Annotated in this window: 16 protein-coding genes; 13 read left to right on the top strand and 3 right to left on the bottom strand. The window is 44.4% G+C overall.

What is annotated here, in order from left to right; genetic code table 11:
- Positions 1-235: 235 nt before the first annotated feature.
- The 3 genes from AC4E8A_RS12190 to AC4E8A_RS12180 all read left to right on the top strand — a co-directional run bounded on the left by AC4E8A_RS12190 (position 236) and on the right by AC4E8A_RS12180 (position 3,587).
- Positions 236-997 carry a PAS domain S-box protein gene (locus tag AC4E8A_RS12190; RefSeq protein WP_490193426.1) on the top strand — a complete coding sequence of 254 codons (762 nt, stop codon included), beginning with the start codon at positions 236-238 and terminating at the stop codon, positions 995-997.
- 447 nt (positions 998-1,444) lie between these two features.
- On the top strand, positions 1,445-2,320 hold the full coding sequence (locus AC4E8A_RS12185) for a DNA helicase (RefSeq protein ID WP_490193425.1): 876 nt from the start codon (positions 1,445-1,447) through the stop codon (positions 2,318-2,320).
- Positions 2,280-3,587 (top strand): replicative DNA helicase, encoded by a 1,308-nt coding sequence (locus tag AC4E8A_RS12180; protein WP_490193424.1) that lies wholly within the window; start codon positions 2,280-2,282, stop codon positions 3,585-3,587. Before AC4E8A_RS12185 ends, AC4E8A_RS12180 begins: the two co-directional genes overlap by 41 nt.
- Before the next feature lie 327 nt (positions 3,588-3,914).
- On the opposite strand, the gene AC4E8A_RS12175 is transcribed toward AC4E8A_RS12180, so the two are convergent.
- From AC4E8A_RS12175 to AC4E8A_RS12165, 3 genes are read right to left on the bottom strand one after another with little or no spacing between them, the layout of a single operon-like run.
- Entirely contained in the window at positions 3,915-4,142 is a 228-nt protein-coding gene (locus AC4E8A_RS12175) for a hypothetical protein (RefSeq protein WP_490193423.1), read from the bottom strand.
- Between the two features lie 14 nt (positions 4,143-4,156).
- On the bottom strand, positions 4,157-4,351 hold the full coding sequence (locus AC4E8A_RS12170) for a hypothetical protein (RefSeq protein WP_490193422.1): 195 nt from the start codon (positions 4,349-4,351) through the stop codon (positions 4,157-4,159).
- Positions 4,352-4,354: 3 nt separating this feature from the next.
- Positions 4,355-4,549 (bottom strand): helix-turn-helix transcriptional regulator, encoded by a 195-nt coding sequence (locus AC4E8A_RS12165; RefSeq protein ID WP_490193421.1) that lies wholly within the window; start codon positions 4,547-4,549, stop codon positions 4,355-4,357.
- A gap of 338 nt (positions 4,550-4,887) precedes the next feature.
- Between AC4E8A_RS12165 and AC4E8A_RS12160 the strand changes: the two genes are divergently transcribed.
- The 10 genes from AC4E8A_RS12160 (at position 4,888) to AC4E8A_RS12115 (ending at position 22,273) form a co-directional block, all read left to right on the top strand.
- A complete protein-coding gene (locus AC4E8A_RS12160) occupies positions 4,888-5,382 on the top strand; it encodes a YehS family protein (RefSeq protein ID WP_490193420.1) in 495 nt (164 codons plus the stop codon).
- Between the two features lie 3 nt (positions 5,383-5,385).
- Positions 5,386-6,093 carry a M48 family metallopeptidase gene (locus tag AC4E8A_RS12155; protein ID WP_490193419.1) on the top strand — a complete coding sequence of 236 codons (708 nt, stop codon included), beginning with the start codon at positions 5,386-5,388 and terminating at the stop codon, positions 6,091-6,093.
- A gap of 995 nt (positions 6,094-7,088) precedes the next feature.
- Positions 7,089-7,802 carry a hypothetical protein gene (locus AC4E8A_RS12150; RefSeq protein WP_490193418.1) on the top strand — a complete coding sequence of 238 codons (714 nt, stop codon included), beginning with the start codon at positions 7,089-7,091 and terminating at the stop codon, positions 7,800-7,802.
- A gap of 2 nt (positions 7,803-7,804) precedes the next feature.
- A complete protein-coding gene (locus AC4E8A_RS12145) occupies positions 7,805-8,263 on the top strand; it encodes a hypothetical protein (protein ID WP_490193417.1) in 459 nt (152 codons plus the stop codon).
- A gap of 505 nt (positions 8,264-8,768) precedes the next feature.
- Positions 8,769-9,140: a VOC family protein gene (locus tag AC4E8A_RS12140; protein WP_490193416.1), complete on the top strand. Its 372-nt coding sequence runs from the start codon at positions 8,769-8,771 to the stop codon at positions 9,138-9,140.
- 169 nt (positions 9,141-9,309) lie between these two features.
- Positions 9,310-10,731, top strand: a complete 1,422-nt coding sequence (locus AC4E8A_RS12135) for a hypothetical protein (protein WP_490193415.1) — start codon at positions 9,310-9,312, stop codon at positions 10,729-10,731.
- A 55-nt stretch (positions 10,732-10,786) separates the two neighbouring features.
- Positions 10,787-11,626: a GNAT family N-acetyltransferase gene (locus AC4E8A_RS12130; RefSeq protein ID WP_490193414.1), complete on the top strand. Its 840-nt coding sequence runs from the start codon at positions 10,787-10,789 to the stop codon at positions 11,624-11,626.
- A 135-nt stretch (positions 11,627-11,761) separates the two neighbouring features.
- Positions 11,762-12,541 carry a PhzF family phenazine biosynthesis protein gene (locus AC4E8A_RS12125; RefSeq protein ID WP_490193413.1) on the top strand — a complete coding sequence of 260 codons (780 nt, stop codon included), beginning with the start codon at positions 11,762-11,764 and terminating at the stop codon, positions 12,539-12,541.
- 396 nt (positions 12,542-12,937) lie between these two features.
- Positions 12,938-14,557 (top strand): aspartate 4-decarboxylase, encoded by a 1,620-nt coding sequence (gene aspD / locus AC4E8A_RS12120; RefSeq protein WP_490193412.1) that lies wholly within the window; start codon positions 12,938-12,940, stop codon positions 14,555-14,557.
- A gap of 198 nt (positions 14,558-14,755) precedes the next feature.
- Positions 14,756-22,273 carry a carboxypeptidase regulatory-like domain-containing protein gene (locus AC4E8A_RS12115; protein WP_490193411.1) on the top strand — a complete coding sequence of 2,506 codons (7,518 nt, stop codon included), beginning with the start codon at positions 14,756-14,758 and terminating at the stop codon, positions 22,271-22,273.
- Positions 22,274-22,946 lie beyond the last annotated feature (673 nt).

The following is a 22,946-nucleotide window of genomic DNA, read 5'->3' as shown; positions in this document are numbered from 1 at the left end:
ATTTCTTGTGCGAATCATAGATAGGATATCTCTATTATGGAGGTAATTGTTTTTCCTCAAACGATATAGTTTTCACACTTTCAGGATCAGCGCCACTGAGGATTTTTGCTTTGGTTATTTAGCGTGTCGGGGCATTTGTGCCTGATTTCCTCCTGATATAATGGCAGCTGCCGTTAAACAATTATACTTGTTAACAATGAATAATTGATTTAGGCTTTATAGAGGGAGTGATTTAATGAGTCAGACTATTGAAGGTATAAATTATAAAGAAGTAATGGAGTATTCTTTGGACCCGCTCATCGTTCATACACAGCTAAAGATTTTGTATATTAATGGAGCGGCAGAAAGATTTTTCAGAGCTTCCCGGTACGAGGTTATTGGTGCTAGTCCGTTGGATATCTTCAAAGATTCTTCCAAACCCGCCATCACTGAAAGAATTTCCGGGGCTTATAGTAAACCGGCAGAAGTTATTGAGGAAATGATTTATAAAATGGATGGAACTCCTGTTGAAGTAGAACTTTATTGTCATCCTATCAAGATAGGGGACACAGAAGCCATCCAAACATACGTTAAAGATATTACGGAAAGAAGGCAGCAAGAAAAGGTCCAAACTGAATTGGATAAACAAATAAACGTGCTGACTGCCAAGGTTGTCCCTCTATTAGAAGGAGTTGCCGTTCTTCCATTGTCCGGTGCAATCGGTCAAGACAAGGCAAGACAACTCTTGGAATCTGTACCAGTCAATGTACAAGAACAAGAGGTAAGCCGGTTGATCATCGATTGTTCGGGAATTTATGAAATCGATGACTTGGTAATTGACTCTCTGCTTCAACTCAACTATACACTGAAGTTAATTGGTGTTGAATGCATTTTAACGGGAATCAGGCCGCAGTTGGCTGTAGAAACAGTGAGACTCGGCATTGACACTACTGATATCATCACATTTTCCAAGGTGAAGGATGCCTTAAGCTTTCTTGGCTTTAATCATGGCAACTAATTGGCATTTAAGGCTTGTTAAGAACGGAATGATTTATCGACTATTAAAAAAACAAAGACAACTAAATGTGGGTTGCCATCATCAATAAACGAAATGCGAGTCCAATCGGGCTCTATTTTTTTTTGCAATTTATCTTTACTGTCATAGCCTTCCTCCTCTCCATATTTTCAAATGGTGCCTCTTGAATGCCGTTTTGCTCGTTCGCAGAAGACTTACTCTGTTCCACAGAGTGCTATGAAAGATAGATAGTGTTCTGGTTCAAATCAGACTGTCTGGCTGGGACAAGGATTTTTTTCTCTATCTTAATAGAAAGATAGCCGTATTCAGCAGGATGGAGCAAAGTAACAAACAAATTTAACATTTTTTATAAAAATCGATGAAAGGGGTGTCCATTTTTAAAAAAACTTCCTAACTAAAGGACGAATACATATTTAGGGAGGAATTACTATGACAGGATGGATAAAATTCAATCGCAGCATTATTGAAAGTGAAATCTGGTGCAGTCCTTTTGCGATACGGCTCTATCTTTTGCTCAGCAGCAGGGCGGTGCAGAAAGAGTACGTAATGGTGAACGAAGTGAAGGTGAAGAGAGGGCAATACTTAAGGTCGTATTCCCTGCTGGCAGAGGATTTGATGTATGTCGAGAACGGCAATATGAGGATTCCGTCTAAAACGACCATCAAAAAGAATGTCGATCGCTTAGTGAAGTACGCGTACATCACGATTGAGGAGACCTTCTACGGGACGTTGTTCACCTTGCTGGAACAGGAACAGGATGTTTTTTTGCGGCCTGAAAACGGGTGTACGGCAGGTGGACAGCATGAAACCAATAAGAGTCCTGCACGTGTACAACAAGAAGAATGTAAGAAGGGTAGAGAAGAGAAAGAAGAAGAGAGAGGCGGGGAAAGGATTGAACTGCCTTCCGAACAAGATAACCAAAGCAAGGTCGACATGATCACCAACCAATTTTTGAAGCTGCGAAATGCCGGCCTTTATATTTCGCCTAAGGAGCAGTGTGCCATAGAAAGAATCTGTGAAATGAAGATGGATGGGGAGATGCTGATGTCCTGGATGGAAAGGATTGATTCTGATTACCGGAAGCGGAATGAAGGAGAGACGATCAGGTCCTTTACTTATTATGAGAAAGCTTTGCTGCAAAGAATCCGGAAGGCAAGGAGTTCTTCCGTTACGGAAAGCTCTTCAGCCAGAAGGATAAAAGAAACGGATAACATCCTCGCCATGCTGGAGCAGTGGAAGAGAGAGGGGGAGGAGCGTCTTGCCAATGAATCAGAGAGAATCAGACCGGTATTCAATCCAGCATGACACGGGACAGCCGCAGGAATTGTACGAAGCGGAAAGCATGCTGCTTGGGGCGGTGTTCCTGGAACCCTCTGCAATCCATGACATCATTCTGAAGCCGGAGCATTTTTCCCAGACGCGACACCGGTTGATTTTTAAAATCATGAGAGAGCTGCAGCAGGAAGGAGTCGAGATTAATCCGTTCAGTCTGGTTAATCGGCTCGGATCAGGTATCGAAAATGCCGGAGGAGTCACGTATATCACCGACATCTCCCTCTGTTGTCCCTCTGTCAGCGGGTTGGAGCATTATCAGAAGGTCGTGCTGGAGAGTTACCGGACAAGGGAGTTGAAGAAAGCGGCGGCGGGATTCCTCAATGATTCGACAGCTGAACGGGCAGAGGCGTTTTATCAGACCTATGTCGAGACCCAGGAGCTTGGCCTCGCGGGAAGTGAAAGCAAGGATGATACGCTGGCAGAAATCTTCGAGTCCTTTTATTCCGAACCGGTCCATGCCGGCATCTTGTCCGGGTATGAAAAACTTGATGGCATGACGGGAGGCTTCAAACCAGGAGAGCTGATCATTGTGGCGGGCAGACCATCGATGGGAAAGACGGCCCTGGTCCTGAATCTGGCGTTGAATGCCGTTTCTAAAGGGACGGTGATTGATTTCTTTTCCCTTGAAATGAGTGAGCTTCAGTTATATCAGCGTCTTGTCAGCCGGATGGCGTTTATCAATGCCATCAAGTGGCAGAATCCTCATCGTTTTTTTACTAAAGAAGATCTGGCAAAAGCAAATGAAGCCTTGAATCTGTGTTACAAGCTGCCCTTCCAAATCCACGATCAAGGCAGGCAGACCTTGGACGAGATCCGGGCACGTATTCAGAAGACGAAGAGGGAAAACGAGGGTGCTTCATGCCTGGTGGTCATCGATTATCTGCAGCTCATCCCGATCGAAGGGTCATTTGAACGTCATGATTTGGCGGTCGGGGCAATCACCAGGGAGTTGAAACAGATGGCCAAACAGTACAAGGTGCCGATCATCTTGCTTTCACAGCTTTCCCGGTCCGTTGAACAGCGCCGCGATAAACGGCCGATGATGTCCGATCTCCGCGACTCCGGCAGTATTGAACAGGATGCAGACATCGTCATGCTGCTTTATCGTGATGACTACTACAACCCGGACACTACTGACCCGGGGACGGAGCTCAATCTGGTCAAACATCGAAGTGGTCCGGTGGGAACGGTTAAGTTGATATTTAGTAAGGAGTTTAGTTGGTTTAGGTCTACGTAAGAGGCAATATTCGTATAAGCTGGAAGATGTGGAATGAATGCTCATAACCTGAGAAGGGCAAGATGAAAGCCTTGATTACTGAAAGCTGAAGGATTCCCTAGCTGATCGATGAGCGTTGCAGTGATGCTGACACTTCTTTATTTCTTTTTGTCTCGTCTTATCAATAAGGAGTAAAAACAGACCACTTGCCATGCACTCCCCACCTCTCTGTGAATGTTTCACATCAATATACCATACGGAATGGTGGATCCTTAGCGGCAGGTCGATTCCCATCATGAAGAACGACCCTGTCGATCACTCGTTATGAACAGCCAGTGATGACCAAATTCATCTTGTTTCTTTTGTCAAATGGCGGAATACCAACGGAGTGAAAAGAGAAAAAAGTAAACTGGCTAATGTTATCCACCATCCAACCGATTTGAAAATGTCCTCTGGAATCATAAAGGAGTACCCCAAATACGATAAGAACAAAACGCCTTGAAGGACCTTCAATGTTTTGGCATCAGCTTCATTGTTCTCTGCTACCAGTCTTTCATCTGTTTCCGCTACAATCATTTTGGGGTTCTTTTTCATCTTGTTTGTTTAAGAAAGGAAGCGGCAGCATCACTGAAAGGGATCAGCGATAAGGCTAACATGCCCTTGTTGTTGGCAAAAGAGAGTTCCGTCATTTCAAACATGAACCAGGTGATCAAGAGGACCAGACCCGCCAGGAACGACACACGAATGATTCCTTTTGTTTCCTGAACCATTTTTTCAGCACTCATTTTTCATTCCTCCCAAAATAAATCATCCAGCGTTTTATTTAACGCTTTACATATTGCTGTACATAATTTCAAACTGGGGTTATATTTTCCGGCTTCAATTAGATTAATGGTCTGCCGGGTGACCCCGACGATTGTGGCTAATTTTTCCTGAGATACATCTGCTTCAACCCGGGCGATCTTTAATTTTCTGTTTTTCAACCATGCACCTCCTCCTGTTTGCATACTATTCTGAATAGTTTAAGATGTCAATTATAATCTACATTTTGTCATGTATTTCAAACAGTATTACCTGAGGTTAACGGTAAAGAGGAGAATCACAGAAAAAGTTTGCAGTCCGTTACCTCTTGCCGGGACAAGGAACCTGTCGCTCCGTCCTATTTCATATGGAAAGTTTCAGGGTCATGTACCTGCAAAAGAATTTCCTCATGATAATCATTCACACTATGTAACAAGGTCCGTAAAGTGGTAAGCTAGTGATTCAGTGTCCTTAAAATGATTCTTAGCAGGACGCGTGCAAACTAACAGGGGGTCTACCAATGAATATAGATAATAACGATATATTGATTCGCTTACGATATGCACTGGATATTAAAAATACAGAGATGGTCGATATCTTCAAGCTTGGCGGCATGGATTTGTCTAAAGAAGAAGTGATGAAGGTACTGACAAAATCAGAGGACGATATAGATCAGTCGGAAAATCATATCCCATGTGATGATGAAATGTTCGAGTCTTTCTTGAATGGTTTCATTACCTATAAACGAGGAAAGCAGGAACCTAAGCCCGGGCAGCCGGAACGTCCCCCGTTAACCTATGAACACGTGAATAATCTTCTGCTCAAGAAAGTGAAAATTGCGCTGTCATTGACTAGTGAAGATCTGATCGAGATCCTGCAGGAGGCAGGTGTGACGGTCACGAAAGGGGAAATCGGTGCGATATTACGAAGAGAAGGCCATAAGAATTACCAAGTGTGCGGTGACCGATATGCCAGGAATTTCTTAAAAGGATTAACGATCAGATACAGGGGATAGATCATGAATCATACGTTTTCAGGTGAAACGATACATTTTGATATTAAATATAAAAACCGGAAATCCATCGGCATTTATCTTGATAGTTATGGACATGTGGAGGTTCATGCCCCCAAAGACACGCCTGACGAGTCTATCATTCGACTCATTGAGAGTAAGTGGGACGTGATTCTGGAGAACTTGAAAGAAAGAAAGGACCGCCTGAATGGGCCGCAGGAAAAGGACTATGTACAAGGTGAACAATTTCTGTATTTAGGAAAGGTTTACCCGATAGAAGTCCACCTGGATTCAACGATTGAAAAGGATCATATAGAGTTTGATGAACAGGTATTGCATATCAATGTCAAAAAGCTAGAGGAAGAACGGATCAAACAGGCTTTGAAACGGTTTTATTATGGACAGTGTAAAGCATTGGTAGAGAAGAGTATCTCTATTCACCAACAGCACTTTAAAACAAAACCGCAATCCATCCGAATTTCTGACAGCAAAACAACCTGGGGAACCTGTGATGCAAGAAGGCAGCTGACCTTCAATTGGAAGCTTGCGATGGCTCCACGGGATGTCATCGAGTATGTGGTGGTTCATGAAATGTGCCACATGGTCCATCTCAATCATGATCGGTCTTTCTGGCGCCTCGTAGGAAAAATCGTGCCGAACTATAAAGAGAAAGAAAACTGGCTGGCAGCATCCAGTTGGAAAATGACAGTCTAGCGAGGTTACCCAGTGTTTACGGGGGGCATTCCTGCTAGAAGGAGAGATAGCGCAATCCAGCAGTCGGATTGCGATTTTCTGCATGGGAAATGATAGGGGATTGGCAGGTTTCCTTTCCTGGTTGATGTGTCATCTTCAAGGATGCTAAAAACAGAATTTCGGTCTTTATAGTACCCTGGTTTCATTGATAGGCTGTAATCTAAAGCTCTTTTCGTGAACTTAGTGCTATTTAATATGAATGTCAAATACTATTTCGTCCATTTACCCTATAAACCCCTGTAAGCAGGAAAGAAAAGCGCTACTTCCCTTTTTCGAGGGATAATCCCTAAAATATAGGAGTGAAATCCGGCTCTTGGGATTTTTCCGAAAGCAACAATTAATGCGAAAACAGCGTTTCTAAAAGATTGTTGCTATTGACTGCTTATTATCCGCCTCCCCATTTTACGTAGGAGGATTGGAGCGGAAGGCGTGTGCTTGGAGCGGAAATCAACTTATTCAGCCCAATCACCCAAATCTTTAGGTGGACAATATTTAACTTATTCATAAAAAGAAAGCTTGTACACGTGGTCCATACATCGGACATTGTCAACAAGCTGAGGAGCTGTAGACACACCAAGTGTCTTCAGCTCCTTTTTTGTCCTTCTGAAAGGCGTAAAGTGAAATGTATAGCTTGTCATGGGAAGGTGCATTTTAGTAGTAACATTCATTTTCTTGGAATATATAAAGGTCTTTTCGTAAACGTTGTTGCTATCGATAATCATTCCGGAAGATAGTGGAGGAATGAGCGGAAAAACTTCTGTTTAACAAGAGAGAAAAGAGCTTCTCTCTTCGTTCAGAGCGAAAAATGTAGTATGCAGGGGGGAAATCCGGCTTTTGGGATTTTTCCGAAAGCAACAATATAGGCGGAAACAGCCTATATAAAAGAAGGATGATAATCATTGGGACTTCCAAATAGAAGAAAATTATATATTTTGAGATCGTGGAGTACCAATTACTTGAAATTAACAAATCCCTGGGTGGTTTTATGGTGGTCTGCTGCGTTTCCCGGCTTTGGGTATATATTATTGGGGGATTTTGTACTTGGTTTTATTTTAATGATGTTTGAAGTGATCGTGAATACTCTTGGCGGTATAAACAGCAGTATTTATTTTTCAATGATCGGAGACTTTGAGCAGGCCAAGGAAGTTCTCGATAAGAAGTGGTTCCTGGCCTACATGGCTATTTATATCTTTGCCATTTATGACAGTTACCGGCGGGCCGTTGAGTACAATAAATCCTACATATTAGCTTTTAGGGAGAACACTCAGGATTTGAATATTTTCAATCTTGCGCCATCGGGTATAGCTACCTTGGATAAAGCTTCTCCTGCTAATGCTGTTATCTGGTCAGCGCTTTCCAGCGGCATTTCAGCCATGTATTTCAAGAACATGCCGAACCTGATTTTCAGCTTGTTTTGGATAGGCTTACTCAGTTACAAGTCCAGTCTGTTCGAAAGTATCCACTATACGTTTATATTAGATTTTTCCAAAGCGAAAACGGTATTGGATCCTCAATGGCTTTTATATATGCCATCTGTTTATGTATTTGTTTTATACCACACGTACATATTGTGTATTTACAATAACAAGTCTTTTGACCTTACACTCTCGAGATTTCTGATAAAGGAGTTTCAAAAAAAAGAATTTCCTATGCCGATAAAGGAGGAATGACATTGTATATTATTGCAAGCTTTGATTATTCACCGGCACTGGAAATGGCCCTCACGGAACTAATGGAGAATGAAATCCCTCAAAATAATATCCTCGCGCTTCCTTTAGACAAATTAACCGAGCCACCACGTCTATTTGATAGCATCCATTATGCTGACGGAACCAGTCTGGTGGACCTGGCTGGCGTATTAGGGTGTATTTGTATGCTTCTTGGTTCTATCTATGGTTTTCTTTTAGAATGGGGTCCAATCCTTTGGGCTCTTATAGGGCTTGTTATTGGGGCAGTCAGTGGTTTTTTTATAAAATGGTTTTATATCAAAGCAAAGTACAAAAAAAGCAGCACAAGCAAGACAGAGGTATTCGTGATGATCTACACAACAAAGGATGACAAAATCCCTAAAATAAAAGAGATTCTCTGGCAGCATAACGCCCAGGGACTGACAGTGTATCCAGGAATGTAAAGAACAAAAAAGCAAGCCATTCCTGCAGCAGAAGGCACATTGACATCACACATGAAAGCCAAAGGAATCTTGCGGATTCAATCCCAAGGTTTTTTGGTATTCTCCATTCATTTAATTCCTACGCTACTGCGTTTTCGTTAGGTCAATCATGTCGGGAAAACAAATGCACCTACACTCCTTTTCCAAGAACCTCCTGCTGGTAATGAGGGTGGAATGGGGATGTGGCCATACGGGTGAAGTAATCATGATGGATGGCCCTGTTTAGTACGAACCCAGCCAACCGTGCCATGGACAAGTAGCCATTGGTGATGACGGACTGCTAGAGGCAGCAGGATTGCTGTCACTAGGAATGGGATGGCAGCTGTGACGCTAACAAGGAAGATATCGTTTTTTCTCGGCTTTTCCTCAAGAGGGGCAAATCTCCCTTAAAAAGATTCAGATAACAGAAGGTATATCCCAAACTGAATAGAAGTTATAGGAGAAACCATTTTGAGGAGGAGATTGAATGAAACTGGGAGCGTTTTCTGTCAGTTTAAGTGTAAAAGACATCCATCGTTCAAAGGAATTTTATGAGACTCTTGGCTTTGAGACGTTTGGCGGGAACATTGAGCAAAAGTGGCTGATCATGAAAAATGAAGAAACCGTGATCGGCCTGTTTCAAGGTATGTTTGAGAAAAACATGCTGACTTTCAATCCAGGGTGGAATAACAATGCAGAGAATATTGAACGCTTTACTGATGTCCGGGATCTGCAAAAGAAGTTAAAGGAAGAGGGAGTCCCTCTCATCCAGGAAGCGGATGAAACATCAGAAGGGCCCGCTTTTATTACTTTGGAAGATCCTGATGGGAATCCCATTCTAATTGATCAGCATCGATGAGGGCTTTTAAGCTCATATACATATAAAACAGGCAGCAGGCAATAACAGAGGGGGATGTCTTGTTCTCGGGTTATTGCCTGTTTTGTTTGTTGAACCCTCATGACTGTCTATATGGCATTATTTTACTATAGCTGGGTCGGACGTTGGTATGTGTGAAGGAGTGATGAAGATGGACTTCCAGTCACAGCAGAAAAGCCTGCTGGAAAGAATCGAGCGAACAAAACTGGAAAGAACGAAGCGGACGGCGAAGCTTTTGAATCAGTTCAAGGATAGCGATAAAGCGAAACCGGAGGCTCGAGTTGCTGCTGGTAAGAAGCGAGAAGAAAATCCAGAGAGGCGGCTCAGGAAGAAGCTTCAATCTCAATTGAAGAAACTGCAGAGAAAGCAGGAGGAGCAGAAAAAACGGACGAAGGAACTGCAATCGGAACTTGCCGCCATCCGGGACAGGGAATCGAGCCTTAAACGAGAGAATTGGAACCTCCAGCGAAAGCCTCAAGTGGTGGAAGATGATTTGTTAGAAAAACAGAAGGCCATTAAAGCGCAGCTGAATGAGGAAATGGAAAAAAGGCAGCAGGCAGAACAGGCTGCTGATCAGCTGCAGTCTGAGAAAGCCAGGAAGAAAAAACATGGAAATAAAATGATAGAGCTTGCCAACCAGGTCAAGCTATTGAGAGCCAGCAATCAGGCATACCGGCACAAACTCGAAAATGATGATTTGCTGAAAGAAGAAGAATATGGCGGGATGAAAGAAGATATTGCCAAGCCTTCGAAAGAGCTGGATCAGTATAAGCAGCTCGAGGAAAATACCCTGAAAGATCTTCGTTATCTCTTGAAGTCCTTGAAGATGAACCTGCCTCCGGATCGGATACCGGAATTGCTCAATCTATTGGAAACGTTCATCAACTTGGACAATCTCCGCTACTTTTACAGAGGGAAACACAACGTATTTCACATATTGATGCGGCGTGCCGGACTGTTAAAGTATCGGAGCCGGAAGCTGACGGAAAGAGGGGAATCCTACTCTTCCGCTGAAGAAGAAAGACTGGGGTATGTGGAAGAGAAAAATGGGAAATGGATCTTTGTGGACCTTGCCAATACTGAATTCACATTGAAATACCCCCTTTCCCACGACATGCTGGCCAGAAATGAAAGCCCGGCAAGAGCCGTGCTTCTGGACGGACAGGCTGTCCTGACAGAGCTATTCACCTTGGAACTCCAGGATAAGGATAAGAAGAACACTGTAGTCTCTATCAAACATAGAAAAACTAAACGAACGTTTGCCGCCTTTGGGCACTATCATGTGCTGCTGATCGGTTCCAGATTCCTCAGTGAATATAAGATCAGGCTGGAGAACCATGGCTGTTCGGTTACATTACATAACCCCTATGAGGAAAACGATGGATTGTTGAGCGGGAAGATGACCCAGGCCGATATCATCCTTGTCTGTGAAAGGCATGTTCCCCACACCCTTTGGGCACATATCGATCGGACTGGACAGCAGGTGAGTGTGCTGAAGAATGACAGCCGGGATCTGGTTGCAGCCCACGCCTATTGGGCTTTGGAGCGGTGCGGGTGTACGAACGCGTCTTAGGTAAGTGCGGGTGTGCAGCCGCCATCTACTAGCGTAGGAGAGAGGATGATAATGAATGATTTCGGAACTTAAAAGGTCTGAATTTCATAGATGCAAAGAACTCATAACGGAAAAAGGACTCTTAGAAACAAAAGCGGTCATTGAAGGGAATCATCCTGGCCGCATTTTTGTAGATGATACGGCATCTCCTGCATCTGGAATTATCTGGCTGGGAAGCAATAACGGTTTTATTTTTATCGGTGATGAACAGAACGCGGAATTCAATGCTGTTTTACCCGATTTTTTCACAAAAAAAGTCCAACCAGATTTCAGAGAAGCTGGCTATACAGCCTTTGAAGCCCTCGGTCATCATCCAAGGTGGGATAAGACGTTCCTAGAAGTCTTTGGTGAAAATGTGATTGGTTACCATCAGAGAGTGTATGAATTACAGAAGGATCATTACCGGAAACAACCTGAACCTGTTGTAGAGAAAGGATATGAAGTGGTCCAAATCTCCTGTGAAACCCTGGATGTTCCATATAATAACGTTGAGTTTCTTCAGTCGAAAGTATTAGAGTTTTGGCCATCATTAGATGCTTTTTTAACCGAGGGAATGGGCTATATGGTTGTCTATGAAAATGACATTGCGTGCGTTTGTTTTTCAGGTGTAGTGGCTGGAAATATTCATGGCATCGATATTGAAACGGTAACCCATCATCAAGGGAAGAAACTCGCACAAACAGCGTCCCGTGCTTTTGTAAAAGACTGTCTTGATCAGGACATTACCCCATACTGGGATTGTATGGAGAGTAACAAAGCTTCCGTTTCTGTTGCAGAAAAAATAGGTTTCACAAATACTATGAATTATCGTTGGTATCGCGTGTCTTTTGAATCCTCCCTCAGCGTTGCTGATTAAACAGGCCACTATTCCAATCAATGACAGTTTGGGCAATGAAGGATAAATTTAGGTGTGTGTTGGGGCGTTACTAGATGACGGAATAGTCGAAAACGATATAAAATTGTTGTATGAACACGTAAGGAGAGTGAGAAAATGAGGCTGCCACTTTATCAGATTGATGCTTTTACAAATGAACGATTCAAAGGGAATCCAGCAGCTGTATGTCCATTAAACGACTGGTTGGAAGAGGAACTAATGCAACGGATTGCTATAGAAAATAATTTATCAGAAACAGCCTTTTTTGTGAAAAAAGGTGCTGAATATGATTTAAGATGGTTCACTCCAAAAGGGGAAGTAGATTTATGCGGCCACGCAACATTAGCGTCTGCTTATGTCATATGTACCTATTTAGATGAACACTTAGAGAATGTAAAATTTACTACCAAGAGCGGACCTTTAGAAGTTTCGAGGGACGGCGGCTTATTCTCCCTGCGTCTTCCTTCTAGAAAAGGAGAAAAATGCGATATTCCAGAGCAGCTGATGAAAGGATTAGGCAAAGTGCCTAAAGAGGTCTATCGGTCGAGAGACTATTTGGCTGTATTTGAGACAGTACAAGATATTTTAGATCTTGAATTGAATATGGACGAACTGAAAAAACTTGATAGGTTTGGCGTAATAGTGACAGCTGAAGGAGAAGAAGTAGATTTTGTTTCCAGATTTTTTGCCCCAAATGCCGGAATAGATGAAGACCCTGTTACGGGCTCTGCTCATTGTACATTAATTCCGTATTGGAGAAATCGGTTGAAGAAAAATGAATTTGTCGCATTGCAATTATCCGAAAGGGGCGGAAAGTTGTATTGCACTGATTTAGGTGAAACCGTCCAAATTTCCGGAGAAGCAGTATCCTATTTAGAAGGACATATAATTGTTTAAAACCACCTGTACACCATGAAAAAGGGCTTTCCGTGATTGCATCCACGTTTATTCCATCACCATTCCATGAAAAAAGAGTTATCCTTTTTGAAATGTGGTGCTTATTCAATCGTCAAGCCGGCACTGTCAATTTAATTCAGTATTCATCCATGTGAAAATGATAAATATCAGCCCTGTCCTGGGGGTTAACAGGATAAGAAGCTAATAGAGATTTAAAACCCAGAGTCAGGAGATCTGTTTTTTTTACTGTTACCTGGTCATTCCATCGCTGTTTCAGTTGCTGGATTGGGGAGGATTTACAGAATCCCCCCTAAGCGGAACCTTCTTTTCATATTCCTCTACCCAATGAGGAATACTCTTCTTATATAATTGCCGTATGCTCAGGAGGAGATTACCATGAAGGACCCGCAACAAGAAAGCCGAAAACTGGAAAAAATCAGCCCGTTTGAATTAAAAGATGAACTCATCGATCTCGCAACAGGGAAAAAGAGGATGACGCGTTCGATGCTGGATGCCGGCCGGGGGAATCCCAATTGGATTGCCGCCTCTCCCCGGGAAGCGTTTTTTGCCCTTGGCCAGTTTGCCATTACAGAATCAAGACGGGTGTGGGATGAAGGAGATTTAGCTGGAATGCCGAGCCGTACCGGAATGGCGGAACGGTTTTACCAATATGTGAAGAACCATAATCAAACCCCTGGTATACAACTGCTAAAAGATATTATCGATTATGGTATCCACACCAAACAGTTTGAGGCTGATGCGTGGCTATATGAATTGGTGGACGGGATCATTGGAGATAACTACCCGAACCCTGATCGCATGCTCGTCAGGACAGAGCAGGTTGTCCATGATTTCTTAGTGAAGGAGATGTGCGGAGGAGAAACGGATTGCGGAACGTTTGATTTGTTTGCGGTTGAAGGGGCAACGGCTGCGATGTGCTATATTTTTGAGACCTTTTATAAAAACCACCTGCTGCCAAGAGGGTCGAAAATAGCCCTGATGGTCCCGATCTTTCCGCCCTACATAGAAATTCCCGAACTCCCGAATCATGCATACGAGTTGGTGAAAATCAGGGCTGCGGACCTTGATGAGGAAGGCAACCATACGTGGCAGTACCCGGCTGAGGAGTTAGACAAGTTACAGGATCAGGACATCAAGGCCCTTTTTGTGGTGAACCCGAGCAATCCCCCTTCTGTTGCCCTAAACCAGGAATCGGTTGAAAAGATCATTGATGTTGTAAAGCATTATAATCCGAACCTGATGATCATTTCCGATGATGTGTATGGGACGTTTGTGGAAGGCTTCCGCTCACTCATGGTGGATCTGCCGTTTAATACGATAGGTGTGTACTCCTTTTCGAAATACTTTGGGGTGACAGGCTGGCGCTTGGGTACGATTGCGATCAATGAAACGAACGTGTTTGATAAGCTGATCCAAGAACTGCCGGAAGAGAAGAGACATGAATTGAACATCCGTTATTCGTCGCTGACGCAAAATCCGGAAGAGTTGACGTTCATCGACCGGATTGTCGCAGACAGCCGGGATGTTGCGTTGAACCACACGGCAGGATTATCGACGCCGCAGCAAATTCAGATGGCGATCTTTTCCATTTTCGCAATGCTTGATAAGGAGAATACGTATAAAAAGAAAACCAATGACATTTTGACGCGGAGAATGGTTTTATTATACGAGGGTCTGGGGCTCCCGAAGAAGCATTTACCGTTTGATGCAGACTATTATACTGAGATCGATTTGGAGATCTGGTGCAAGCTTCATTTTGAAGAAGGGTTCTTGGATTACTTGAAAACCCATTACAAACCGGTGGATATTTTGTACCGCCTGGCAGAAAGGTCATCAATTGTGTTGATGAGCGGGGAAGGATTTTTAGCGCCGGAGTGGTCAATCCGTGTGTCGCTTGCGAACTTGGAAGATAAGGCGTACTCGCAGATCGGACAGGAACTGAAGAAGGTGCTCAATGATTATTTGGCAGAGTGGAAAGAAGGGAAAGATGGATGATCCTTGCTGACAAATGAAGCTGAATCATTCAAAAAAGGACAGTGGCTGCCTTGGCAGGTTTTGTCCTTTTTCCGCTGCTTCCATTTCTGAAGGGTGGTACATGAATTAGACTATTAAATTTAGTCATTTATAAGAGACAAGATCTTCTTTTAACTAATAGGATGATAAGACTACATCTTTATAGAAGGAGGTTTTTTTGTGCCATTTCCTAGTAACACACAGTTCACTCCTATTAGGGTCAATGGGAGTCCATTGTTCGATTTGACTGGGGATGAAAGTCCCGTTTCGACGGATATCGTAGGCGATGCCTCGTTTCCTGCCGCGTTCTTTGCCTACGATGGGGTCAATGTCTACTTTCGCCTGAGGCTTAATGGTGATCCAAGGAATCCGCAGGTAACTAGTTTCAGGAATTTTGCTTGGGGTGTGCTGATCAATACGTCTGGTGTGGCAGGCACATATGACTGGGTATTTAATGTAGATGGTCTAAACAATCGTGTTAGTTTAATTCGGAATACCGTGAAGCTGGTCAATTCATGGAATGATCCAGCAGAGGGGACAGGGGGAGGGAACCCTAATTATGCACAACAGATCACAAACTTTGATTTTGCAAGGGTTTCTGTTGCTGATTCAAGCTTTGGAGGAACGCCGGATTATTTCCTGGATTGGTTTCTGCCGGCTGACATTGTTTTTTCATTTCTGGGCATTAATGCCAGCACTCTCATACGTGCCATATTCTTTACTTCAGCCAACGCTAATAACTATAACAAGGATTCACTTCGATCAGCAGAAGGGTTTTCTTTCACGAATGCCTTGAGTGATCCAGTAACACCTAACCAGGCAGATATCAGAGCAAGGATCGTGACCAATAAAGTGTTGAATTCGGGTCCAGCCGTTATCGTGCTGGGTCAACAGGCAGCCTGGACGGGGACTATAACAGTGAGTAACACGGGCCGTTCTCAAGCGACCACCATATTTGTGGAAGATATCATCGGCCCAGATATTGTGAATTCATTTGCCATCAATTCCACGTCACAGGGACTGACAGCTTATAACCCTTCAGAGAAGAAATTGACTTGGAATGTCGGGAACTTGGCAGCGGGCAGCACAGCGACATTGTCATTCACGCTTAGCGGAGCTTATACCTCTAGCGGGACAAGGCTTTTGGACCGAGTTCAAGCCTCGGGAGTGGATAGCTTTACAGGCAGCGCGATTCAATCCAACACCTCGGTTTTGAATGTGACGGTTCAAGCAGCATCAACTGTGAATGGAACAGTTTCTGATGCTTCTACAGGGCTTTCACTGCCCAATGCAACGGTTTCGTTACTGCAAGGGATGACTACGATAGCCACTACGCAAACCAATGCGAATGGGTTTTACACCTTTACAAATGTGGTGCCGGGAAACTATTCCATTGAGGCAATAAGAGTGAATTATTTGCCGGGTACAACACCCATAACCGTTGTCAGCGGTTCCTCTCTGTCGGTTCCTATCTCCTTGACACCTCAACCGAGTTCAATTTCAGGGAATGTGTCAAATGGAGGAGGGATCAGCGGTGCTGAGGTGACGCTTACCAATAACTCAGGGGCCGTAACAGCAATTACGTCTACTGATGGAGCGGGAAATTACACCTTTTCAAACGTACCGCCCGGTTCCTATAATGTTTCTGTTATAGCTGCAGGTTATCAGTCCCAGATTAAAACCGTCATCACTCAACCCAATCAGTCTGCCATTCTCAATTTCATCCTTGTGCCAAATCCAGGCAGTATTTCGGGTACCGTAAGGGATGGGAATACTTCCAATGTCATTCCTGGAGCTGCTGTTGAATTGCTGTCCGCTTCCGGTATTGTCATCGCCACTGCTATCACTGATGGGGCAGGTCAATACACGTTTTCAGATTTAGCTCCCGGCACCTATCAGGTCAGATCGTCAGCCGCAAATTACGGTACTTCGATTGTGTCTTCAACTGTCACCGCCGGCAATACAACCGTCACCAACCTGTTCCTTGAACCAAATCCAGGAACAATCCAAGGTACGGTCCAGGATAGTGTAACTCTTGCAGGGATCGCGAATGCTGCTGTCCAGGTAGTAAACCCTCAAAATGTCGTGGTGGCTACGGTAACGACAGATGGAAGTGGTCAGTATGTTGCAGGTAACTTGGTTCCAGGTTCCTATTCTGTAGTCTTTTCTGCAGACGGCTACTCAAGTTCTGCCGTAGGAGCGACCGTTATTTCGAATAGCACGGCAACAGTGGATGCCCTGCTTTCAAGATTGGCTGGCACCTTGGCCGGTACGCTACAAGACTCTGGGGGAACCGGTATTCCAGGCACGTCCGTCACGATCTTCCAGAATAATATACAGGTGGCATCAGCCAGTACCGATTCCAACGGCAATTATTTAGTGGCCGGTCTCGCACCAGGAAGCTATACCATCGTTTTTGCAGCACCCGATTATCAATCAACAACTATAGCCGCAACGATTGTTAATGGCCAAACGACTACTCTTGATGTCACATTAATTGAAGACCCCGGGTTGTTGACTGGTGTTGTAAGAGATGAACTAAATAACCCGATCGCCGGCGCAAATGTTTCTGTTCAGCTTACTACTGGAACAGGCATCATTGTAGCTTCTGCTGTGACTGCAGGCGACGGTTCCTATTTGATTCAAGGGCTTGCCCCCGGATCCTACACAGTTGTCGTGTCAGCCTTTACCTTTCAAACAGCCATACAAGGAGCCGCTATTCTGCCTAATAGCACCACACCCGTCAACTTCAATCTAGCTGCTGATCCTGGTGCGATTGCTGGAACCGTGACGAACGCCCAAACAGGAAGCCCCATAACAGGTGCCAACGTGCAGGTAAGTGTTGTGGATACAAGTGGAGCCATAGTGGCAGTCCTATTGACAGATACAAGTGGAGGTTATGCTGTTGATGGCTTGGCACCAGGAATATATGTCATCCAAGTTTCAGCTCCAACCTTTCAAACGAATATTGCATCCGTACAAGTGCAATCCAATCAGACAGCAAGCGGAAATGTGGCACTGATCCCTAATCCGGGTGCTATCGAGGGGAGAATAACCTCGAGTGTCGGGGGAGCGCCGCTGGCAGGAGCCATCGTGAATGCCGTAAATAGCAACGGTATCCTGATTTCTACCGTTTTGACAGATCAAGATGGTGTGTTTTTGATTGAAGGGCTGGCACCGGATAACTATACAGTGAATGCATTTGCAGATAATTTCCAAAACGGCCTTGTCGGGGCAATCGTTCAATCTGCCCAGACTACTCCTGTTGAAATTTCCCTCACTCCTGATTCTGGAACGATAACCGGCACCGTCACCCCGGTAGTCAGCAATACCATTGTCCAGCTTCGCAACCGTGAAAACATTCTGATTAATTCTGTCGCTGCAAACAGTGATGGAAGCTTCAGCTTTACCAACCTTTCACCAGGTTCCTATATCGTAACAGCTTCTGCACCAAATTTTGCCTCGGACCAAGCCGGAGCAACCGTAGTGGCAAATCAAACGTCTTCTGTTACCTTGACAATGTCGCCGAATCCTTCTACGGTTTCCGGTACTGTACGGGATTCCTTCGGGATGCCCATTGTCAATGCGGTCATTGAAATCCTTGATGTCAATGGCGTAACAGCAGGCACAGCTTTAACGGATGCCGAAGGTGTGTATATTGTCGGGAACTTAACGAGCGGGCTGTATAATGTCGTGGTGAATTCCAATGGATACGGTCAGGGAATCACCGGTATAACGGTCGGAGTCGGAGAGGATTTGACAGGTGTGAATGTGACGTTGATTGCAAATCCTGGCACCCTGAACGGGCAGATCACTAATCGAACTAATCAGGTGCCAATTGAAGGAGCAACGGTTGTTATACAAGATGCTGTATCCCAGCTTCCAGTGGCAACGACTACCACCAGCTCATTTGGGAATTATACGATCTCCAACCTTGCCCCGGGTTCCTATATCGCAACCGCCAGCAAGATCGATTTTACAACCGAACAAATCGGCGCCATTATCATAAGCAATCAAGCTGCAACAGGAGACATTTCCCTGGCACCTAATCCTGGGAGCATCAGCGGTGCTGTGGTCGATTCAAACGGGGACCCGGTGACGGGGATCAGTGTGTCAATTGGTGTTTATACTGAAAATAATATTCTGGTTACCAGTCTGATCGCTGATTCAGATGGCACCTACACTGTGATGAACCTTGCCCCGGGAAATTATTTTATCTCAACTTCTGCCTCTAATTATTCAAGCTCAACTGTGTCAGTCTTTGTCAATTCCAACCAAACAACGAATGTCACGAATGTGCTCCTTCCTAATCCTGTTACACTTTCTGTAAGCGTATTGAATGAAGTAACGCTGACACCGATTGAAGGCGCTGCCGTTACGGTCAGGTATTCGAATAACCTTCCGATTGTAACGGGTATCACCAATAGTGACGGGTCCATCCTTTTCACTGGCCTTCCTGCAGGGGTGCTGAATGTTGCAGTGGATGCTGAATCATTCGGGACAGAGCTTTCGACAGTGATTGGTTCCCCTGGAGATGCAGTGTCGGTAGAATTCCTTTTAACCCCAAATCCAGGACAAATTAGAGGATATGTCACGAATAGTGTAAATGGTGACCCCATTGCCAATTCGGTTATTCAGCTCTATAATTTCGCGAATGAATTGGTTCAAACCACTGTTTCCAATCAATTCGGCGAGTACACTTTCTCAGGTGTTTCCCCTGGTGGGTACACACTGGTGGCGAATGCTGCCGATTTTGGACCGGAGACTGCTGGGGCGATCATATCGGCAAACCAAGAAAGCCTGATCAGCTTTGCATTAGCGCCGAACCCTGGGGTTATCGAGGGCTATGTCCGCAACAGCCTCAACAACGCTCCAATCCCCAATGCAACCGTTACAGTCCGTGAACTGCAGGGAACAGGCCCTGTTGTTTATATTACGGCGACAGATGAAAACGGCTTTTTTCGTACTACGACTTTATCTCCCAGAGTTTACGTACTCGTATCAGGGAGGGGAGACTTCGGTTCCAATTCAATCTCCGCTGAGGTCACGAGCGGCCAAACAACAACCGTAACGATTTTCTTAACTCCTGATCCAGGACGATTGCAGGGAATTGTCAGCGATGCGGCAACTTCTCAGCCGATTCCGCAAACTTTGGTAAGGGTCATTGATGAACAAGGTGTCATTGTAAATTCAACCCAAACGAATGAAGAGGGATATTATTTCTTTGGTGGACTGACAGCAGGAACCTATTCTGTCGTTGCGGTGAATCCGAGTTTTCAAGCAGAATTTGCGCAAGTGGTAGTAAATGCCAATGAGTTGACCAGCCAAAATTTCAGCTTGAGAGGTAACCCTGCCACTTTGAGCGGGACGGTAACAGATTCTGTTACACGTGCACCTTTGACAGGGGTAATCATCGAGGTGTTCTTGCAGGGAACCACGGTGCTTGTCCGTCGCGTTTTGACTGACCAAAATGGAAACTATCTTATTGATGGGCTTACAGCAGGTACTTTTGATGTTAGAGCGGAACGATCGAATTATGCAACGAACGTCAATAATGTCTTCTTAAGCCCCGGGGAAAGCGAACTGTTGAATATTCAACTGATCCCATTTCCTGCCACTATTCAAGGAACGGTCCGTAATAGTGTGACCAATGCGCCCATTCCGGGTGCCAAGGTATCAGTCATCATACCTGGTACAAATATTGTGGTGGCTTCCATCATAACCTCTGATAATGGAACCTATGTCATCCAAGGGGTGCAGGAGGGGTCTTATAACGTAGTCATCAGTGCAGAGGGGTTTGCCAACAGTATCACACCTGTCATTTTGGCAGCAACTGAAATAGAGACGGTCGATGCTTTCCTTGTACCGAATCCGTCCTCCATTACCGGGAGAGTATCCAATGCGCAGACAGGAACCTCCATACAAGGGGCTCTGGTACAGCTGTTTGATTTAAATGGAGTTTTCATTACAAGTACACTAACAAACTCACAGGGAGAATACTCACTTTCGGGTCTTGCGGAGGGAATGTACTCTGTCATAGTAAGCGCATCTGGATATGGAAATCAAATCAATGTAATCAACTTAACCGCTGGTGAAGTGGCAATCTTAAACGTAGCCCTTTCCTCCCAACCGGCTGCATTAAGAGGAACGGTAAGGGACGGTTTCAATAATCAGCCGCTACCGGGCGTATTGGTCCAGATATTCAGAGTGGGGACAGACATACCCATTAGTTCGGTATTAACAAACCAGAACGGTGAATATTTCATTGAAAGCCTCGATCCCCGTGAATATCGAGTCGTATTCTCTGCTGAAGGGTATGCCCGTGAGGTATTCAGGATTCTACTGACCAGCGGAGAAATTCAGACCTTGAATGCCAATTTACAACGGAACCCGGCTGTTATCCTGGGCAGGGTAACTGATGCCGGAACTGGGGACCCCATCGAGGGTGCATCAGTCGCTGCCGTGCTATCGGGAACCGGGATCATCGTCGCTTCTGCTTTAACAGATCAACAAGGAAATTATTTCCTTCCTGGCCTTCCTGCAGGTTCATACAGTATCATTTTTTCAGCAGAGGGTTATGTGATAAACACAGAGCAAGTCGTTTTATTGAACGGAGAAATCCGGGAATTGAATACAGTTCTTGATTCCACCCCCGCTCTCATTACTGGATATGTACGTGATGCTGACACCCTGCAGCCTATACAAGATGCCTTGATCCAAATCTTCCGTCCGAATGGGTCGCTTCTCACCCAGACGTTGACCGATAGAGATGGGCGTTACACCATCAACAGTCTTCCGGCAGGAGTACTGGTGATGGTTGTCCGGGCAAGGGGCTATCAACTTCAGACACGGGCTGTAACGGTTGCGCCTGGTGCACAATTAACCCAGAACTTTCTATTAGAAGGAAATCCGGCAAGTGTGTCCGGGGTAATTACAGATGCTCGTACCGTACAGCCGATATCACAAGTGCTTGTACAAATTTTTCGGATCGGCTCCTCGGTACCTCTTCGTTCAACAGTAAGTGAACCTAATGGATTTTATTCCTTAACCGGTTTACCAGCTGGAACCTTCATCTTGCGCTTTACTGCAGAAGGATATCCTGTCAGGGAAATCACGATTGAACTGGCCAGGGATGAAAACCTAAGGCTTGATGTACAGCTTGGCGAGCAAAATCCACCGGTTCCTGGAGGCTATCGCCCAGAGTGTATTTCAGTCAGGAAAGTGTATGACTGGGTCTTTGCACCGCATTACGAACGTCAAGATATTATGTTAACACCAGTTTGTTCAGCCTTTGTAGAATGTACCTTAGCTAATTGCGGGAGGGTTCAAGCGAGGTGCAGCCTCTTATCAGGGTTAGACTGCCGGGTCATTGATTATGAAAACGGAAATCCCGGGGCAGTCCATATCAGCGGTCAATCAAGAGTGGAAGTCATGCTGGAAAACACCTTGAATGATGAAGTGTGTGCCATGATAGTGCCTGTTTATTGGGATAAAAGAGTGGCCGTTTGTATGCCGGAAGGACTGACTGCTGAAGATATCCATTGCTCTCTCCTAGAGGTGAAATGCAAAGTGAATGAAAAAAGTATAGGGGCTCAGCAGGTAGAATTGCAACTCCTTCTATGCTTGGAGATAGATACCACGTATGAGGTTGTTCTCGAAATTCCAGCAACATTTTGTAGACCAAGAAGGCTGGAGTAAGGAAGAATTGGTAAAGAGACATGAATTTTTGAAATCCATTCAAAGGGACAGCAGCTGCTTGTCCTTTTTTTATTTCTTCAAGGCTGTTTTCGCATTAATAGTTGCTTTCGAAAAAATCCCAAGAGCCCGATTTTCCCTTGTATTCCAGGGATCTTCCCTCGAAAAAGGGAGAGCAGCTCTTTTCTTTCCTGCTTACAGGGGTTTATCCGTGAGTGACCAGAATAGTTTTTGACATTCATCTTGAATACAACACAGTTTATGAAAAGAACCTTTTTCAAAAAAAGCGAATTCTACTTAACAAAAGGTATAATGGGTCGGAAGAAATTAAATTTTTTCCAATTTCTAAAACTATTTAGTTTGTCATAACGACTATATCAATAGACGAACAGGGTGAGATACTGATTGGCTGTGATCAAGAGGGTTATGAAAGAAGAGGAGATTCCTGATTACACAGTTTAAAAGGTTAAAGATTAATATAATAATATTATGTTAACTATACCCTCGATAAACGCATGAAGCTGCCACATGTCTGGCTTGTTGAATAGGAAAATTACATTATGCTACTGTTTGCGGTAGGTAGCTAAAACTAAGGACGAGTTCTCCTTCCCTTTTTCAAAATTAGGTTTAATCCAAAGAGAAAAAAGGAATTTAACCTATGGAACATTAGTATTTT

This window comes from Bacillus sp. SRL337, assembly GCF_984799155.1.
Note: the sequence above shows the minus strand (reverse complement) of the source record. Positions and strands in the feature narration are given on the sequence as shown.

What these genes read in the sequence shown, in the direction of transcription:
- AC4E8A_RS12135 (WP_490193415.1), top strand. Translation starts at nt 9,310, where the DNA reads ATGGACTTCCAGTCACAGCAGAAAAGCCTGCTGGAAAGAATCGAGCGA.
- AC4E8A_RS12160 (WP_490193420.1), top strand. Translation starts at nt 4,888, where the DNA reads ATGAATATAGATAATAACGATATATTGATTCGCTTACGATATGCACTG.
- AC4E8A_RS12155 (WP_490193419.1), top strand. Translation starts at nt 5,386, where the DNA reads ATGAATCATACGTTTTCAGGTGAAACGATACATTTTGATATTAAATAT.
- AC4E8A_RS12140 (WP_490193416.1), top strand. Translation starts at nt 8,769, where the DNA reads ATGAAACTGGGAGCGTTTTCTGTCAGTTTAAGTGTAAAAGACATCCAT.
- aspD (WP_490193412.1), top strand. Translation starts at nt 12,938, where the DNA reads ATGAAGGACCCGCAACAAGAAAGCCGAAAACTGGAAAAAATCAGCCCG.
- AC4E8A_RS12190 (WP_490193426.1), top strand. Translation starts at nt 236, where the DNA reads ATGAGTCAGACTATTGAAGGTATAAATTATAAAGAAGTAATGGAGTAT.
- AC4E8A_RS12175 (WP_490193423.1), bottom strand. Translation starts at nt 4,142, where the DNA reads ATGATTGTAGCGGAAACAGATGAAAGACTGGTAGCAGAGAACAATGAA.
- AC4E8A_RS12130 (WP_490193414.1), top strand. Translation starts at nt 10,787, where the DNA reads ATGATTTCGGAACTTAAAAGGTCTGAATTTCATAGATGCAAAGAACTC.
- AC4E8A_RS12185 (WP_490193425.1), top strand. Translation starts at nt 1,445, where the DNA reads ATGACAGGATGGATAAAATTCAATCGCAGCATTATTGAAAGTGAAATC.
- AC4E8A_RS12125 (WP_490193413.1), top strand. Translation starts at nt 11,762, where the DNA reads ATGAGGCTGCCACTTTATCAGATTGATGCTTTTACAAATGAACGATTC.
- AC4E8A_RS12180 (WP_490193424.1), top strand. Translation starts at nt 2,280, where the DNA reads ATGAATCAGAGAGAATCAGACCGGTATTCAATCCAGCATGACACGGGA.
- AC4E8A_RS12170 (WP_490193422.1), bottom strand. Translation starts at nt 4,351, where the DNA reads ATGAGTGCTGAAAAAATGGTTCAGGAAACAAAAGGAATCATTCGTGTG.